Origin of the sequence: Motiliproteus sediminis, from assembly GCF_017912535.1 — a bacterium.
Classification (GTDB): domain Bacteria; phylum Pseudomonadota; class Gammaproteobacteria; order Pseudomonadales; family Balneatricaceae; genus Motiliproteus; species Motiliproteus sediminis.
On record NZ_JAERQK010000002.1, the window covers coordinates 151,629 to 167,834 of the forward strand.

The following is a 16,206-nucleotide window of genomic DNA, read 5'->3' on the forward strand; positions in this document are numbered from 1 at the left end:
TCATGGCTAAAAAACCCGCCGGCCATCAGGCGCGCAAGCGCTTCGGCCAGAATTTTCTGCAGGACCCGGGCGTCATCGCTCGGATCGTGCGCAGCATCGCCCCCAAGCCCGGCGAGCGTCTGGTCGAGATCGGCCCCGGCCTCGGCGCGCTCACCGAACCGCTGCTGGAGGGTGCGGGCGAGCTGGACGTGGTGGAGCTCGACCGTGACCTGATTCCGATTCTGCGCACCCAGTTCTTTCGCTACGAGGACAACCTGCGCATTCACCATGCCGACGCCCTGCAGTTTGACTTTGGCAGCCTCAAGCATGACCAACGCCCGCTGCGAGTGGTGGGCAACCTGCCCTACAACATCTCCACCCCGCTGATCTTCCACCTGCTGAGCTATTCCAATCTGATCAGCGACATGCATTTTATGCTGCAAAAAGAAGTGGTTGAGCGGCTGGCGGCGCAACCGGGCGAAAGCGCCTACGGCCGCCTCGGCATCATGGCCCAGTACCGCTGCCGGGTGGACAACCTGTTTCTGGTGCCGCCGGAAGCCTTCGACCCGCGCCCCAAGGTCGATTCCGCCATCGTCCGCCTGCAGCCCTACGCCGAGCTGCCGCTCAGGGCAGCCGACGACGACGACCTGGCGACGCTGGTCCGCACCGCCTTTGGCCAGCGTCGCAAGACCTTGCGCAACAACCTCAAGCCGCTGATCGACGCCGAGCAGATCGAAGCGGCCGGCATCGACCCGGGCATTCGCCCCGAACGCCTGACGCTGGCCGAATTTATCGCTCTCGCCGATCGCTATACCGCCGTCAAGGCGGAGGAGACCGACCCCTCATGATCAGCGACGACCCGCTCTATCCGCCCATTCGCGTGGATGTGGAAACCCAGTACATCGATGAACAATCCGACCCGGATAACCAGCGCTACGTGTTTTCCTACCACATCACCATCACCAACGGCCTGATGGAACCGGTGCAGCTGCTCAGTCGCTACTGGCGGATTACCGACGGCGACGGCAGCCTGCAAGAGGTTCAGGGCGAAGGCGTGGTGGGTGAGAAGCCCCGTATCGCCCCCGGCGGCAGTTACAGTTATGCCAGCGGCACCGTAATCGGCACTGAGGTGGGCAGCATGGAGGGCCACTACGACATGCGCACCGACGACGGCGAACACTTCAAGGCGCCGATTCCCGCCTTCACCCTGGCTGTCCCCCGCGCCCTGCACTGATGGCTACTTACGCAATCGGCGATATCCAGGGGTGCTATCGCGAACTGTGCCAGTTGCTGGACCAGATCGGTTTCGGCGATCAGGACCAACTCTGGCTGACCGGCGATCTGGTTAATCGCGGTCCCGACTCGCTCTATACCCTGCGTTTCGTGCGCGAGCTGGGGGCACGTGCGGTCACCGTACTCGGCAACCATGACCTGCACCTGCTGGCCGTGGCCCACGGCCAACGTGCCGGCAGCAAGGACACCCTCGACGAAATACTCCATGCGCCCGACCGTGACGAACTGCTTCACTGGCTGGCGCAGCAGCCGCTGCTGCACCGCGATCGGGAGCTGGGGTACGCCATGGTCCATGCCGGCATTCCGCCCACCTGGAAGCTCAAGCATGCCGAGCGCCATGCCCGCGAGGTAGAGACCGTGATCCGCTCCGAACAGGCGCCGGCATTTTATACCGCCATGTACGGCAATACGCCCGCCTGCTGGAGTGACGACCTTGCCGGTTTCGACCGTCTGCGTCTGATCACCAACTACCTCACCCGCATGCGCTTCTGCCGCGCCGACGGCACCCTGGAACTGAAAACCAAGACCAATGCCGATCAGCCTCCCGTCGGCTACCGCGCCTGGTTTGAGCATCCCGGGCGCAAAAGCCCCAACAAGCGACTGATCTTCGGCCACTGGGCCTCGCTCGAGGGACACTGCGCCACCCCCAACTGCTTCGCGCTGGATACCGGCTGCGTCTGGGGCGGCAGCTTGACCGCGCTGCGGCTGCAAGACGGCACCCGCTTTGCGGTTCCCAGCAGCGGCTATGCTTAATCGCCGTCAGCACCCGTTCACAGGAGATTCCCGATGACCGACCTGCCCTTCAAACGGATCGATTGCCACCAGGCTCTGACGCTGATCGAAGAGGGCGCCGTCGTCGCCGATATTCGTGACGAAGCCAGCTTCGAACGCGGCCATATTACCGATGCCCGCTACCTCAGCAACCACAACCTGCAGCAGTTTATCGAAGAGAACGACCTCGACACGCCACTGCTGGTATGTTGCTACCACGGCAACTCCAGCCAGTCGGCGGCGGCCTTTCTGGCCGAGCGCGGCTTTGAGCAGGTCTACAGCATCGACGGTGGTTACGAAGCCTGGCAGGCGCAGTTTCCAGATCGTTGCGAGCGCCCGTGACCATGCAGATCTATCTGGTCGGCGGCGCGGTGCGGGACCGACTGCTCGGCCTGCCAGTCTATGACCGCGACTGGGTGGTGGTCGGAGCCACCCCCGAAGCGATGCAAGCGCTGGGCTACCAGCCGGTGGGCAAGGACTTTCCGGTCTTTCTCCACCCTGAAACCCACGAAGAGTACGCACTGGCGCGCACCGAACGTAAAGCGGGGCGCGGCTATCAGGGATTCGAGTTTCACACCTCCCCCGAGGTGACGCTGGAACAGGACCTGCAGCGGCGCGACCTGACCATCAACGCCATGGCGGAGGATGAGCAGGGGCGCGTGATCGACCCCTACGGCGGCCAGGCCGACCTGCAAGGGCGACTACTCCGCCATGTATCACCAGCGTTCGCCGAGGACCCGCTGCGGGTGCTGCGGGTAGCGCGATTCGCCGCCCGCTTCGATCACCTCGGATTTCGCGTCGCGCCGGAGACGCTGCAGTTGATGAACCGTCTCACCGCCAACGGCGAACTGGCTGATCTCAGTGCCGAGCGGGTATGGAAAGAGCTGGAACGCGCCCTTGGCGAGCGCAGCCCCTGGACGTTCTTCACCACCCTGTCAGCCTGCGGCGGGCTCGATCACTGGCTGCCCGAACTGCGCCCGCTGTGCCCCCCCGGTGCCCCTGCACCGGCGGCGCTCGAACGCATCGGCGCCCAGACCGGTTCGCCAGCGACGCGGCTGGCGGTGCTGCTGGCCTCGCTGGCGGGAAGCGGCTCCGGTGAAGCCCTGCTGGAGCGCCTGAAGGCCCCCAAGGCGGTGCGCGAACAAACACGCCTGCTGACGCAACACAGCGCCGATATGGCGGCGCTGCAACGCCTAACGCCGGAGCAGCAGCTGGCGCTGTACGAGTGCCTCGACCTCGCCCGCCGGCCGGAACGACTGACTTCCTTTGTCGCCGGCAGCCAGGCACTCGATCCGGCCACCGATACCGATGCACTGGCTCGCCTCTGTCAGCAGGTGGAGTCCATTGCCCCCGCCACGTTGGTCAAGGAGGGGTTCAAGGGCCCGGCTCTCGGCCAGGAGCTGCGCCGGCGCCGCCTGGCCAAAATCGCGGAATCCGCCCATGTCTGAGCCCGACCTGATTTCCAGCAATGAGCCACCCGTGGTGCTCATCACCGGTGCCGCACGACGTATTGGCGCCTCCCTGGCGCGTCACTTTCACGCCGCCGGTTACCGGGTGCTGCTGCATTATCGCGGCTCTGCTACCGAAGCCGCCGCACTAGCCGGGGCACTGAACCAAGAGCTCCCGGGCAGCGCTAATATCCTGCAGGCAGACCTGGCCAATGAGGGTGAGCCGGAGCGGCTTGCCAAGGAGGCGGTAGCGGTCTGGCAACGCCTGGACCTGCTGATCAACAATGCCTCCAGTTTCTTTCCTACCCCCTTTGGCAGCACCGATCGCAGCCAGTGGCAGGCACTGATCGGCTCCAACCTCAGCGGCCCCTTCTTTCTCTGTCAGGCGCTGGCCGATGAACTGACGCGCCGCCAGGGAGCGATCATCAATCTGGTTGATGTTCACAGCGAGCGCGGTCTCAAGGGCTACGCCGCCTACAGTATCGCCAAGGCAGGCACCGCGATGATGACCAAAGTGCTGGCCAAGGAGCTGGCACCCAAGGTGCGGGTCAACGGCATCTCCCCCGGACCGATTCTACCGCCGGAGGGCCCGGCCGCACGGGATCCGGAGTCGCAGCAGCTGGTGCTCGACAGCACCCTGCTGGGGCGTTTCGGAGCGCCCGCGGATATCGCCGCCACCGCGCTGTTTCTGGCTCGCCAGAGCTACGTCACCGGTCAAATCATTGCGGTAGACGGCGGCAAAAATCTGTATCCTTAAGCGGTTGGTGAGGCGACACACCAACTCGTACACCGCTTTAACCCCAAGGACGAACATCATGCTGAAAGGATTGTTACCCCCCCTGCTGATCGCGCTGACCCTTTACGGCTGTGCCGGCCCCGCTTCCCGCGTGGTGGACCCGCGCACCCTCAGCACCCTGACCGTGGTAGGGGAGGTCTACACCCAGGGCTACAGCGCCCTGGACCCCGGTCATGAAATGCACATGCAGGTACGTCGCTACAGCCGCGACGGCAACGAACTGGTCGCCGATATTCCGATCCGGCCAACCCACGTTTCCTCATCGCTCGAATTTGCCATTTCGGTTCCGGCGCCCAGAGATCCGGCCTCGCTCGACGAGATGCGGGTGGTGGTAACCCGCGGCCAGCGGCTGGAACTTGCCTCAGACCCCATCCCGCTGAAAGTCACCCTCGACCCGGTTCCCGCCGGTCAGTTGCTGCTGAAAACCGCCGACGAGGTCCGTTTCGGCCAAACCTACCAGTGCGGCGACCAGCAGATCGTGTACGGCAATCTGGGCGGACACCCGCAGTTGCTGGCCCGCGGCATGCTCCACCGACTGCAGGCCCGCGGCAGCAGTGACGCCGGCCAGCGCTACTGGTCACTGGATCAGGACACCACCCAACTGGTGGACAATGGCGAGCGGTTGCTGGTCGCCCTGGCCGATCAACGCCTGCCGGAATGCTTGCCCCGCCAGGGGTTGTCACTCCCGCAAAGCGCACGCGGGCAGGGCCCGGACTGGTATCTGCATCTCTCATCTCAACTGCTGCAGTTCGAGCAACTGGGCAGCAACCAGCGCCTGAGTGCCGCTAATCTCGGCGACCACGGCGGCGGTGAAGCCCTGCGCTACCTGGGCGCAGAGAACTTCGCCCCGATCGTGGCCCGGTTCCAGGCGCAACTATGTCGGGGCTCAGACAGCCCGTTGCCCTACCCCTATGCAGTCGATGTCATCACCACCGACGACCACTTCGAGGGCTGCGGTGGTGAACCGCATGCCCTGCTGACCGAACGCTACTGGCAAGTCAATAGACTCGGTGATGTACCACCGGTGAGCCGGGCACCGATCAACTTCCGTTTTGAAGCCGATGGCCGACTCACCGGCTACAGCGCCTGCAATCGCTTCTCATCCCAGTGGAAGCTGGAAAATGGCCAGCTGCTGATCGGCAAGATCCAGGCATCGAAGATGGCATGCCGGCCACGACTGGCCAACCAGGAACAACTGCTGTTCGGACTGCTGGAGAACATGCAGCGTTTCGACATCACCCCTAACGGTGCGCTGGAACTGGAAGGCTCGCTGGGAACGATCAAAGCGTTCACCGATCCGCGCCAGCTGCGCTAGAAGACGCTTCCAACGGGCTGTGATAGCTACCCCGCCTTATCACAGCCTGTTGCCATATTCGCCGCTACCCCGACACCGATTCGGCCTCCAGCCGTCCCGCCTTGGCAACCTTGCATGAACCATTTTTCATTTACGCCCACACAGGATGTCAGACCGCCCTCATAAAAGACCACATCAAAACCAAGAATATATCTAAAAAATACAATAACTTATAGATCACAAAGACGATCAGCCCGCGTCAGCCCAAGTCCACAAAAATGAGATATGGTCATATTTTACGATTCATGATCCAGATCAGCACGCCCCTTGTATTAGCCACATTACTATTAAGTAATTCTAATATCTGGAGGTTTCCATGAAGTACATCCGCTCAATCCTGACTTTTCTCACCGCCGCCCTGTTCGCTGTCACCGCCGCCGCCGGCGATATTCAGCCCATGAGCTTCCCCAACGTGACCACCGTCACGGCCGAGGAGCTGCTGGACCTGGTTGATAGTGAAGACAATCTGGTAATCGTTGACTCCCGTACCCGCGGCGATTACGACAAAGGCCATATCCCGGACGTGGCTTACCTGATCAATACCGAGACCAATGCCGATTCGCTGGCCAAGATTCTTGCCAGCAAGGACACACCGGTATGCTTCTATTGCAACGGTCCCAAGTGTGCACGCAGCGGTGAAGCAGCACAGATCGCCGTTGAGGCAGGATACAGCCGCGTTTACTGGCTCCGCGGCGGCATCGCCGAATGGACCGAGAAAGGCTACCCCATCGAACAGTAACACCGCTTTCTCCTCAGGCCGGCACCCTGCCGGCCTCCCCGCAACCCAGGTTTCACCATGATGTCGTTTATCAACCGGTTCTCAATCAAGCAACTGGCTATCGGGCTTTTCTGTCTGGTCGCGGTGGTGTGTGTGGGTATCAGCTACGCCCTCAGCGAACGCGCCGAGCAGACAGCCATATACCACCAAAAAAACACCCTCACGCGCATTCTCGGCGTCGCGGTTAATCAAACGCTGCAGGATACCGGCGAGCTGGGGCAGAAGATCGGCTTGGATCTGACCGCAGGCAAAGCGTTCAAGAGCGCGCTGAAAGGGGCTGAGCGCGGCGACCTGGTGCGGGTAATGGATGATGCCTTTAACCAACTACTGGTCAGTGAAGGCTACGTGGAGCTGGCCAAACTGCGCGCCTACGATAGCGACCTCAATTTCCTTGCGGCCAGCCGCAAAGGCGAATCGCTGGAGCAGGTCCTGCCCAGCGTACTGGCACCAGTGTTGAAGAACCGCAGCGGCGCCGAACGGCTGAAAATTGTTCAACAGGCATGGAACAGCAACGGCGACAGCTACATCTCCGTGGTTGTACCCGCGGGTGGACTGCGCCTGCGGGGTTACGTTGAAGTGGTGCTGAAAACGGCACACAACCTGCGCCAGGTTGTTGACCAGATCAAAGCGCCCATTCAAGTTACACGCGCCGATGGCCACACCGTGTTTCAAAGCGAACGCTGGCAAGAAACCATGGGGCATGGTGGCTTTTTCGCCATTAGCCACCCCCTGATCGATGATGCCGGCAACGCGGGCATCATCATCACCGCGTTAGAAGACAGCAGCGCGTTCATGTCCGACATGGACCGGCAAAAGCTAATCGGCATTAGTTCCATGCTGGTGGCCGTGATGCTTATCACCATCGTCGCAGTGGCACTGTTAACCACCAAAGTGTTCCGCCCCATGGCCTACATTCGCCGTGAGATGGAGTACTGCGCCAAAGGTGACCTCAGCCGTCAGATAGAACCGCTTGGCTTGATCGACTCGCAGCAGATGGCAGCAACCTTGATGCACTTGGTCGCCAACCTGCGCCAACAGGTGCAACAGATTGATAATTGCGCCCAACAGGTGGAAACAGCCAGCTCCCACATCACTGAAGTTGCCGAGCTCACCCGCCACCACTCCGAACTGCAGAAAAGCGAAATGGAACAGTCGGCACGCTCGGTAGACGAAATGACCTCCACCGCCGACGATGTTGCCGCCAGCGCCCAAAAAGCGGAGAACGACGCGACCCAGACCCAGCAGGCCGCGCGCCAGGGTGATCACTTGGCCAACCAGTCCATTCAGCGGGTGACGGAGCTGGCGACCGGGGTCACCAACGCCGCCGACTCAATGACGCAGCTGGTTAACAATGTCGATCAGATCGGCACCATCACCAACACCATCCGCGGCATCGCCGAACAGACCAACCTATTGGCCCTGAATGCCGCCATCGAAGCGGCGCGCGCTGGTGAACAGGGTCGGGGCTTCGCCGTGGTTGCCGATGAGGTGCGTAGCCTGGCCGGCAGAACCCAAAGCGCGACCGAAGAGATCCAGGGGATGATCGAGCAGCTGCAACAGGGGGCGCAGCAGTCGGCCGCGGTTATGAATCAGAGCCTGGCGCAAACGGAAACCTGCAAAGCCCAGATTGAGGAAACGGGTCAGGCACTTACCGAGATCAGGGCTGCATCGGACCGTATATCACTATCCAACACCCAGATTGCCAGCGCTGCCGAAGAACAAAGCGCGGTGGCCAACGAGATCAATCGCAGTATCATCGCGGTGAACCAAACCGCGACCGAACTGGCTGCCGGCTGTGAACAGATGAGCGGTGCGTCGCAGGAGATGCGCCAAGCCTCGCGCCAACTGCGTGCCGTAGTGGAGCAGTTCAAAATCTAGCCGGACGCCCCGCTAGTCTTGACACCCGTATTGCTTGTTGAGCATCACGGCGAGACTTACGGGGCGACCCAGCCAGACCAACGCCTCACCCGAACTGCGAAATACGCCAACCTGCGCCTTGCGGTGATCCTCCGTCAGCTGCTGCCACATTCTTGCCACGCCAAAGTTCAGGTCTGAGGGTGCCACAATGGCCACCTTGATCGGTGGCAGCTCACTGGCATCAAATTCGAAAATTTCATCTGCAGAGTACTGGCTGTTCAGGCGACTGGAGTCATTCAGCACGTCATAACTTGGCGAGTAATTGGAGTCGGCGTGCAAACGCTGGCGCATTCGGGTGATGTCGTCGATGGAAACCAGATCCCGGTTGGTCACAACGATCAGACGATGCTCAGGAAGAATCAGGTAGTCAATCATGCCAACTCACGAGCTGCAATCCGGGGCGTTCAGGCAGTGTAGCGCAGAAGCTCCCGCCCCTGCCAAACAAAGCTGACCGGCCACAGCGCCTGCCGGCTTTTATCGTAATTCGCCCACAACTGACCGTAGCGGATCCCCAGCCCCGGGTGGCGGAGATCCGCGGCGATCTCAGCCAGCGGCCAGAGCACGAACGCATTGCGGGTGATCTCTTCACGCGGCAATTCGCCGCCGGCAAACGGGCCCACGTAATCGTCATAGGTAAGAATGTCGATATCCAGCGTGCGGGCGCTGAATTTAGCCGCCTTACGGCAGCGGTCATGCGCGTGCTCGGTCTCTCGCAGAAATTCGAACAGCGGATCCAGAGCCAGCTCGGTCTCAAGCCCCACCACCAGATTGAAAAAAGGATCGCCGTCGAACCCTACCGCCTCACTTTCGTAGACACTGGAGATATCAAGCTCGCCAAAGCGGTGGGCCAGGCCATCGAGACAACTGCTGATGTAGTGCTCGCGGCGAATATTACTGCCGAGACTAAGATAGACGCGAGCCATCAGAACCGCTCGCCGCGCTCGATAATCACCCCCACATCACGCGCGCCGCGCACCGCGCCGGGCTTACCCAGACGCAGTTTCAACCAGGGTACCGGAAACTCCTGCATCACCAGCGTAGCGATCTCTTCTGCCATAGTTTCCACCAACAGAAATTCGCTGGCGCCGATAAACTCGATCAGCCGCTTGGAAACGCTCTTGTAGTTGAGGGTTTTATCGATATCTTCGCTGGCAGCCGCCTGGCGGATATCGGTACCCATCTCCAGATCCAGATTGACGGTCTGCCGGATCTTGCGCTCCCAGTCGTAGATCCCGATGACGGTATCTACTTCCAGGCCGTGAATGTAAACGATATCCATGGTCCGGCTCCTTGGTTTACTCGTTTTGCTGCATCTGCTAAAAAAGAGGCGTTTCCTCAACGCCGGGCAGCCTCCCATGAGCGCCACCGTCACGTCAACCGCCGTCGCCCTGATCCTGCTGGCCTATCTGCTGGGCTCGGTATCTTGCGCGGTGCTGGCGTGCCGACTCTACGGCCTGCCCGATCCCCGCAACAGCGGCTCCGGCAACCCCGGCGCTACCAACGTTTTCCGCAACGGCCATCGTGCGGCAGGAACCCTCACCCTTTGTGGCGATCTGCTCAAAGGAGTGCTGCCGGTGGCTATCGCCCGCGCTCTGGAACAACCCAGCGAGGTAGTCAGCCTGACCGCTCTGGCCGCGGTGCTCGGTCACTTGTGGCCGGTATATTTCGGCTTTCGCGGTGGCAAGGGCGTGGCGACCACCCTGGGGGTCTGCCTGGCGATCCATCCGCTACTGGGACTGGCGCAGATTGCGATCTGGCTGGTACTGGCCAAGTGGTTCCGCATCTCATCGCTGGCCGCGCTGTTGATGGCGATTCTGTCGCCGCCGCTCTGTCTGATGCTGGCGCCCGACTACCTCACCCTGGTCGGCATTCTCTGTGCGCTGATGATCCTGCGCCACCGCAGTAACATCCTGAAGCTGCGCCAGGGGCTGGAAAGCCGCTTTTAACCTCCGCCTCAGCCGATCGGCGGCAGTTCACTCATCGGCCAGCGCGGGCGGGCCTGAATCACCAGCTCATCCTGTTGGCCAGCCAGCAATCGCTGGCAACCGGCGTAGGCGATCATGGCGCCGTTGTCGGTACAGAATTCGGGCCGGGCATAAAACAGCGCGGCACCACGCTTGGCCACCATCGCCTCCAGCCCCGCGCGCAGTTTGCGGTTGGCGCTGACCCCGCCGGCGATCACCAGCCGTTTGAGCCCGGTCTGCTCCAGCGCGCGCTTGCATTTAATGGCCAGGGTATCCACCACCGCCTCTTCAAAGGCGCGGGCGATGTCGGCTTTATCCTGGTCCGCCAATTCACCGTCAACCTTAAGCTTCTCAGCGGTATTGAGGGTAAAGGTCTTAAGGCCGCTGAAGCTGAACTCCAGCCCGGGCCGATCGGTCATCGGCCGCGGAAAACGAAACCGCCCCGCCTCGCCATCGGCGGCGAGTTTGGCGATCATCGGCCCGCCGGGGTAATCCAGCCCCAGCATCTTGGCGGCCTTGTCGAACGCTTCGCCGGCGGCATCGTCCAGAGATTCACCCAGCAGCTCGTAGCGACCGATACCGTCAACCCGCACCAGTTGGGTGTGGCCGCCGCTCACCAGCAGCGCCACGAACGGAAACTCCGGCGGATTATCCTCCAGCATCGGTGCCAGCAGGTGGCCTTCCATATGATGAACGCCGAGGACCGGCACCTGCCAGGCAAAGCCCAGCGCACGCGCCAGCGACGCCCCCACCATCAGGGCACCGATCAAACCGGGACCAGCGGTATAGGCGATGGCATCGGCACGCTCGACACCCGCCGCGCTCATCACCTCGCGAATCAGCGGCACCAGCTTGCGAATATGATCACGGGACGCCAGCTCCGGCACCACACCACCGTACTCGGCATGCATATCGATCTGGCTGTAGAGCGCATCGGCCAACAACCCCTGATCGCTGTCATACAGGGCAACGCCGGTTTCATCACAGGAGGTTTCGATCCCCAGAACGCGCATGCGGACTCCGTTTCATCGTGGCTAAACAAGGGTACCGGACACACCGGACCGGCGCATTCTAGCAGCGCCGCTACGGCAGGAACAGAATATGCGTACAGGGGTTTGCTTTCGCACGCCGCCGGGACTAGAATATGCGGCCCTGCAACTGCAGGATTTTGATGCGTTCCCGCTGGAAAGGCCCACGGGAGTAACCAAAAGCTTAATTAAGGTAATACGATGCCAAGCGTTAAAGTACGTGACACCGAGCCTTTTGACGTAGCACTGCGTCGCTTCAAGCGCTCATGCGAAAAAGCCGGCATTCTGGCCGAAGTTCGTCGCCGCGAGCACTACGAGAAGCCGACTTCCGTGCGCAAGCGTCAGGCCGCTGCTGCCGTCAAGCGCCACGCCAAGAAGGTTGCGCGCGAGACCCGTCGTCAGGTTCGCCTGTACTAATCCGGTATCACGAGCCTCGAGCCTTGGCCAGAGACAGATCATGAGTGACTGCCCCATCAAGCAAGCGCTGAAAGATGCGCAGAAAGCAGCGATGCGCGCCAAAGACAAACCGCGCCTGACTACGCTGCGGGGTATGCTTGCAGAACTCAAACGGGTCGAGGTGGACGAGCGGATCGAACTGGACGATGAACGCGTGCTGGTTATTCTGGACAAGATGCAGAAACAGCGCCGCGATTCCATCAGCCAGTTCGAAGCCGCCGGACGTGATGATCTCGCTGAGGTGGAGAAGAACGAACTGGAGGTGATCAAAACCTTTCTTCCTGCCCAGTTAACCGACGAAGAGATCGACCAACTGATCGATGCTGCGATCGCCGCCACCGGCGCCAGCACGATGAAGGATATGGGCCCGTTGATGGCACAACTCAAGCCGCAGCTGCAGGGCCGGGCCGACATAGCCGCCGTCAGCAAACGGATCAAAGCCCGCCTGGGATAAACCCCGCTACGCGCACTTTCCTGATCGCCAGATCCTGTTAAGCTAGCCCCCTCAGCTGGAGCAACAGACCGTTCATGGCCGGACGCATTCCTCAGGATTTTATCGACGACCTGCTCAACCGCACCGACATTGTCGATGTGGTGGACGAGCGCGTGCAGCTGAAACGCACTGGTCGCAACTACTCCGGCCTCTGCCCGTTCCACAAAGAGAAAACCCCTTCGTTCAGCGTCGACCCGGACAAACAGTTCTACTATTGCTTCGGCTGCGGCGCCGGCGGCAACGCCCTCGGCTTCGTGATGGAGTACGAACGGATCGACTTTCCTCAGGCGGTTGAAATGCTCGCCCGCCGCCAGGGCCTCGACATTCCGCAAGCCGCCAACGAACACCAGCAGCGCGAACGCGAGAGCGCACTCAAGGGCACCTACGCCCTGCTCGAACGGGCCGACCAGTTTTATCGCCAGCAGCTGCGCCAACATCCCGAACGCGCGCGCGCGGTGGACTACCTCAAAAATCGCGGACTCAGTGGCCAGATCGCCCAGCAGTTCGGTATCGGCTACGCCCCGCCGGGCTGGGACAACCTGCTCCAGCACATGGGCGACGACAACAAACAGCGACAACAACTGGACGCCGCCGGTCTGGTGATCCTCAAGCCGGACGAGCAGAAGTGCTATGACCGCTTCCGCGATCGGATCATGTTCCCGATTATCGACATGCGCGGCCGCGTAATCGCCTTTGGCGGCCGGGTGCTGGGTGACAACAAACCCAAGTACCTCAACTCGCCGGAAACCGACGTTTTTCACAAGAACCGCGAACTCTACGGCCTCTATCAGGCACGCAAAGCCAATCGTTCACTGGAACGACTGGTGATCGTCGAAGGCTACATGGACGTGGTCGCGCTGGCCCAGTTCGGCATCAGCAACGCCGTAGCCACTCTTGGCACGGCTACCAGCGAGCACCACCTGACCCGGATCTTCAAGCTGGTGCCCGAGGTTGTGTTCTGCTTCGACGGCGACCAGGCTGGCCGCCAGGCTGCACGCCGTGCACTGGAGACCGCCCTGCCGCAGATGCAGGACGGCCGCCAGGCCCGCTTCCTGTTTCTGCCCGACGGCGAAGATCCGGACAGCATGGTCCGCGCCGAAGGCAGCGAAGCCTTCAATCGCCGTGTCGGTGATGCCCAACCACTATCGGCGTTCATGTTCGACACCCTCGCCACCGACATTGACCTCTCCAGCGGCGAAGGGCGCGCCCGCCTCAGCTCATTGGCCATGCCACTGATCGACCGTATTCCCGGCAAAACCCTGCAGCAATTGATGCGTCAGCGCCTGGGCGAGCTGACCGGCCTTGACGCCAGTTTTTTCAGCAGCACAGGCACCCCCGCTGCAACCAGCCCCGACCACCACCCCAGCGAGCCCCCGCTGGCCAACTACGACGATTATGACTACGGCGACTACCCGCCAACTGCGGAGCTTCACGACAGTTTCGGCGCACCGGCCTACCCCCAGAAAGAACGTCGCCCGAACCACAAGTGGCGCCAGGACAAACGCAACCCGTACGGTAACGACCTCCCCCGCACGCCACTGCTGCGTCCGTCGTCGCTCGCCGCCCGCGCCCTGACCCGACTGCTGCGCCACCCAAAACTGGCGGCCAACGTCGACTTTGAAACCAGCGAAGCGCTGGAGCAACTAAACGAACCGGAACTGTCACTGCTCGCCGCACTGATCGACCAGGCGCGACGCCAACCCAACATGCCAGCCGCTCTACTGGTCGCCAAATGGCGTGACACCCCTCACTTCGACCTGCTCAAGCAACTGGCGGAACGCGAACAGCTGATTCCTGACCCCGAGCAACTGCGTCAGGAGTTTCTTGACTGCCTGCAACAGCTGGTAAAAAAACGCGAAGAAGCGCGCCTGGATGAGTTGAAAACCCGCAAACCGTCCCAATTGAGTGACCAGGAACGCCAATTACTGACTAAACTGTTGGTCAGCCGCGCCAGACGGCGCTGACGAATCCCCCGAGCGCCCGAACCCGCAACGGCCAATGGGGTCTATCCTATTTATAAATTAAGCGAACGCATGTACAATATGCGGCTATTTTTTCATCATCCTTGGACGCAGGGCAAAGGGCATCTATGTCGAATACTTCTCAGCAGCAGTCTCGTCTCAAAGAACTGATCGCACGGGGAAAGGAGCAGGGCTACCTGACCTTTGCTGAAGTTAACGACCACTTGCCCGAGGATATCTCCGACCCCGATCAGGTCGAAGATATCATCCGCATGATCAATGACATGGGCATCCAGGTCTCGGAAGAAGCACCGGACCAGGACAACCTGATCATCGAAGGCGGCGATTCCACCGACGAAAGCGCAGTAGAAGAGGCCGCGGCCGCATTGGCGGCAGTCGAATCCGAAGCAGGCCGCACCACCGACCCGGTTCGCATGTACATGCGCGAGATGGGTACGGTTGAGCTGCTGACCCGCGAAGGCGAGATTCTGCTGGCGAAGCGGATCGAAGAGGGCCTGCGCGACGTCATGTCCGCCATCGCCTACTACCCCGGTTCCATTCCGCTGGTGCTCGAAGCCTACGACCAGGCACTCAGCGAAGAGGGCCGTCTGACCGACCTGCTCAACGGCTTTATCGACCCCGATGACGAGATCACACCGCCGGCGGCCCAGAAGAGCAGCGACGATGATGACGAGAATGACGATGATGACGACGCCAACGAAGGCGGCCCGGACCCGGAGGAGGTCAAGCGCCGCTTCGGTGAGCTGATCGAGAACTACAAGCAGGTGATGACCGCAATCGAAAAGCACGGCCGCGCCAGCAAGCAGGCGGAAAAAGCGCTGGCTGAAATGGCCGCCACCTTCGCCCCGATCAAACTGGTACCCCGCCTGTACGACGCACTGGTCCAGACCGTGCGTGACGCCGTGGAACAGGTCCGCGCGCAGGAGCGGATCATGATGCAGCTGTGCACGCGCCGTGGCGGCATGACCCGCAAACAGTTCGTGAAGGAGTTCCCGGGCAACGAACTCAATCCCGAGTGGGTGGAAAAACTGTGCGCCAAGGGCAGCCCCTTTGCCGCCAAACTGGCACCGTTCAAGGTTGAACTGGTTCGCGCCCAGCGCAAGTTGCAGGAAGTGGAGAACACCACCGGCCTGACGCTGGTCGAGGTCAAAGAGGTCAACCGCCGGATGTCCATCGGCGAAGCCCGCGCCCGCCGCGCCAAAAAAGAGATGGTCGAGGCCAACCTGCGCCTGGTTATCTCTATCGCCAAGAAATACACCAACCGCGGCCTGCAGTTCCTCGACCTGATTCAGGAAGGCAACATCGGTCTGATGAAAGCGGTCGACAAGTTCGAGTACCGCCGCGGCTACAAGTTCTCCACCTACGCCACCTGGTGGATTCGTCAGGCGATCACCCGCTCCATCGCCGACCAGGCGCGCACCATCCGTATTCCGGTGCATATGATCGAAACCATCAATAAGCTCAACCGCATCTCCCGCCAGATGCTGCAGGAGATGGGACGCGAAGCCACCCCCGAGGAGCTGGCCGAGCGGATGGAGATGCCGGAAGACAAGGTTCGCAAGGTGCTCAAGATCGCCAAGGAACCGATCTCGATGGAAACCCCCATCGGTGACGACGAAGACTCCAGCCTCGGTGACTTTATCGAAGATACCGCGGCCAACTCGCCGATCGATTCCGCCACCAGCGAAGGCCTGCGCGAAGCCACCCGCGGCGTGTTGGCCGGACTGACCGCCCGTGAAGCCAAGGTGCTGCGGATGCGCTTCGGTATCGACATGAACACCGACCACACCCTGGAAGAGGTGGGCAAGCAGTTCGACGTCACCCGCGAGCGGATCCGTCAGATCGAAGCCAAGGCGTTGCGCAAACTGCGCCACCCCTCACGCTCCGAACACCTGCGCGGCTTTATCGACGAGTAAACGCCGCCGCAAGCAAAAAAGCCGCTCATTG

18 protein-coding genes are annotated in these 16,206 nt (G+C 61.4%); 14 read left to right on the forward strand and 4 right to left on the reverse strand.

The features are described from left to right. The first annotated feature begins 2 nt into the window (after positions 1-2). The 9 genes from rsmA (at position 3) to JJQ76_RS05165 (ending at position 8,297) form a co-directional block, all read left to right on the forward strand. Complete coding sequence (gene rsmA / locus JJQ76_RS05125) at positions 3-827, forward strand: 16S rRNA (adenine(1518)-N(6)/adenine(1519)-N(6))-dimethyltransferase RsmA (RefSeq protein ID WP_210395647.1); 825 nt, start codon at positions 3-5, stop codon at positions 825-827. Then, entirely contained in the window at positions 824-1,213 is a 390-nt protein-coding gene (gene apaG / locus JJQ76_RS05130; RefSeq protein WP_210395648.1) for a Co2+/Mg2+ efflux protein ApaG, read from the forward strand. The genes rsmA and apaG overlap by 4 nt, the downstream gene beginning before the upstream one ends. Then, positions 1,213-2,025, forward strand: a complete 813-nt coding sequence (locus JJQ76_RS05135) for a symmetrical bis(5'-nucleosyl)-tetraphosphatase (protein ID WP_210395649.1) — start codon at positions 1,213-1,215, stop codon at positions 2,023-2,025. Before apaG ends, JJQ76_RS05135 begins: the two co-directional genes overlap by 1 nt. A 33-nt stretch (positions 2,026-2,058) precedes the next feature. Continuing rightward, the gene (gene glpE / locus JJQ76_RS05140; RefSeq protein WP_210395650.1) at positions 2,059-2,385 is read left to right on the forward strand and encodes a thiosulfate sulfurtransferase GlpE; all 327 of its coding nucleotides are present in this window, start codon (positions 2,059-2,061) and stop codon (positions 2,383-2,385) included. A gap of 2 nt (positions 2,386-2,387) precedes the next feature. Then, a complete protein-coding gene (locus JJQ76_RS05145) occupies positions 2,388-3,491 on the forward strand; it encodes a tRNA nucleotidyltransferase/poly(A) polymerase-related protein (protein WP_210395975.1) in 1,104 nt (367 codons plus the stop codon). Continuing rightward, positions 3,484-4,248, forward strand: coding sequence for a pteridine reductase (locus JJQ76_RS05150; RefSeq protein WP_210395651.1), 765 nt, complete (start codon positions 3,484-3,486; stop codon positions 4,246-4,248). The genes JJQ76_RS05145 and JJQ76_RS05150 overlap by 8 nt, the downstream gene beginning before the upstream one ends. 58 nt (positions 4,249-4,306) lie before the next feature. Next, on the forward strand, positions 4,307-5,602 hold the full coding sequence (locus JJQ76_RS05155; protein ID WP_210395652.1) for an META domain-containing protein: 1,296 nt from the start codon (positions 4,307-4,309) through the stop codon (positions 5,600-5,602). A gap of 355 nt (positions 5,603-5,957) precedes the next feature. Further along, complete coding sequence (locus tag JJQ76_RS05160; protein WP_210395653.1) at positions 5,958-6,380, forward strand: rhodanese-like domain-containing protein; 423 nt, start codon at positions 5,958-5,960, stop codon at positions 6,378-6,380. A 57-nt stretch (positions 6,381-6,437) separates the two neighbouring features. Further along, positions 6,438-8,297, forward strand: coding sequence for a methyl-accepting chemotaxis protein (locus JJQ76_RS05165; protein WP_210395654.1), 1,860 nt, complete (start codon positions 6,438-6,440; stop codon positions 8,295-8,297). A gap of 12 nt (positions 8,298-8,309) precedes the next feature. Here JJQ76_RS05165 and JJQ76_RS05170 read toward each other — a convergent pair whose 3' ends face one another. Genes JJQ76_RS05170 through folB form a run of 3 tightly spaced genes read right to left on the reverse strand, consistent with a single transcriptional unit; the run spans position 8,310 to position 9,615 of the window. Next, positions 8,310-8,711 carry a hypothetical protein gene (locus JJQ76_RS05170; RefSeq protein WP_210395655.1) on the reverse strand — a complete coding sequence of 134 codons (402 nt, stop codon included), beginning with the start codon at positions 8,709-8,711 and terminating at the stop codon, positions 8,310-8,312. 29 nt (positions 8,712-8,740) lie between these two features. Further along, complete coding sequence (folK, locus tag JJQ76_RS05175; protein WP_210395656.1) at positions 8,741-9,259, reverse strand: 2-amino-4-hydroxy-6-hydroxymethyldihydropteridine diphosphokinase; 519 nt, start codon at positions 9,257-9,259, stop codon at positions 8,741-8,743. After that, positions 9,259-9,615: a dihydroneopterin aldolase gene (folB, locus tag JJQ76_RS05180; protein ID WP_210395657.1), complete on the reverse strand. Its 357-nt coding sequence runs from the start codon at positions 9,613-9,615 to the stop codon at positions 9,259-9,261. The genes folK and folB overlap by 1 nt, the downstream gene beginning before the upstream one ends. A gap of 76 nt (positions 9,616-9,691) precedes the next feature. Between folB and plsY the strand changes: the two genes are divergently transcribed. Continuing rightward, entirely contained in the window at positions 9,692-10,282 is a 591-nt protein-coding gene (gene plsY, locus JJQ76_RS05185; RefSeq protein ID WP_210395658.1) for a glycerol-3-phosphate 1-O-acyltransferase PlsY, read from the forward strand. An 8-nt stretch (positions 10,283-10,290) separates the two neighbouring features. On the opposite strand, the gene tsaD is transcribed toward plsY, so the two are convergent. Further along, positions 10,291-11,313 carry a tRNA (adenosine(37)-N6)-threonylcarbamoyltransferase complex transferase subunit TsaD gene (gene tsaD / locus JJQ76_RS05190; protein WP_210395659.1) on the reverse strand — a complete coding sequence of 341 codons (1,023 nt, stop codon included), beginning with the start codon at positions 11,311-11,313 and terminating at the stop codon, positions 10,291-10,293. Between the two features lie 216 nt (positions 11,314-11,529). Between tsaD and rpsU the strand changes: the two genes are divergently transcribed. The 4 genes from rpsU to rpoD all read left to right on the forward strand — a co-directional run bounded on the left by rpsU (position 11,530) and on the right by rpoD (position 16,175). Next, a complete protein-coding gene (gene rpsU / locus JJQ76_RS05195) occupies positions 11,530-11,745 on the forward strand; it encodes a 30S ribosomal protein S21 (protein WP_210395660.1) in 216 nt (71 codons plus the stop codon). Between the two features lie 40 nt (positions 11,746-11,785). After that, on the forward strand, positions 11,786-12,238 hold the full coding sequence (locus JJQ76_RS05200; RefSeq protein WP_210395661.1) for a GatB/YqeY domain-containing protein: 453 nt from the start codon (positions 11,786-11,788) through the stop codon (positions 12,236-12,238). A gap of 74 nt (positions 12,239-12,312) precedes the next feature. Next, complete coding sequence (gene dnaG / locus JJQ76_RS05205; protein WP_210395662.1) at positions 12,313-14,241, forward strand: DNA primase; 1,929 nt, start codon at positions 12,313-12,315, stop codon at positions 14,239-14,241. 125 nt (positions 14,242-14,366) lie between these two features. Continuing rightward, positions 14,367-16,175, forward strand: coding sequence for an RNA polymerase sigma factor RpoD (gene rpoD, locus JJQ76_RS05210; protein ID WP_210395663.1), 1,809 nt, complete (start codon positions 14,367-14,369; stop codon positions 16,173-16,175). Positions 16,176-16,206: the final 31 nt, after the last annotated feature.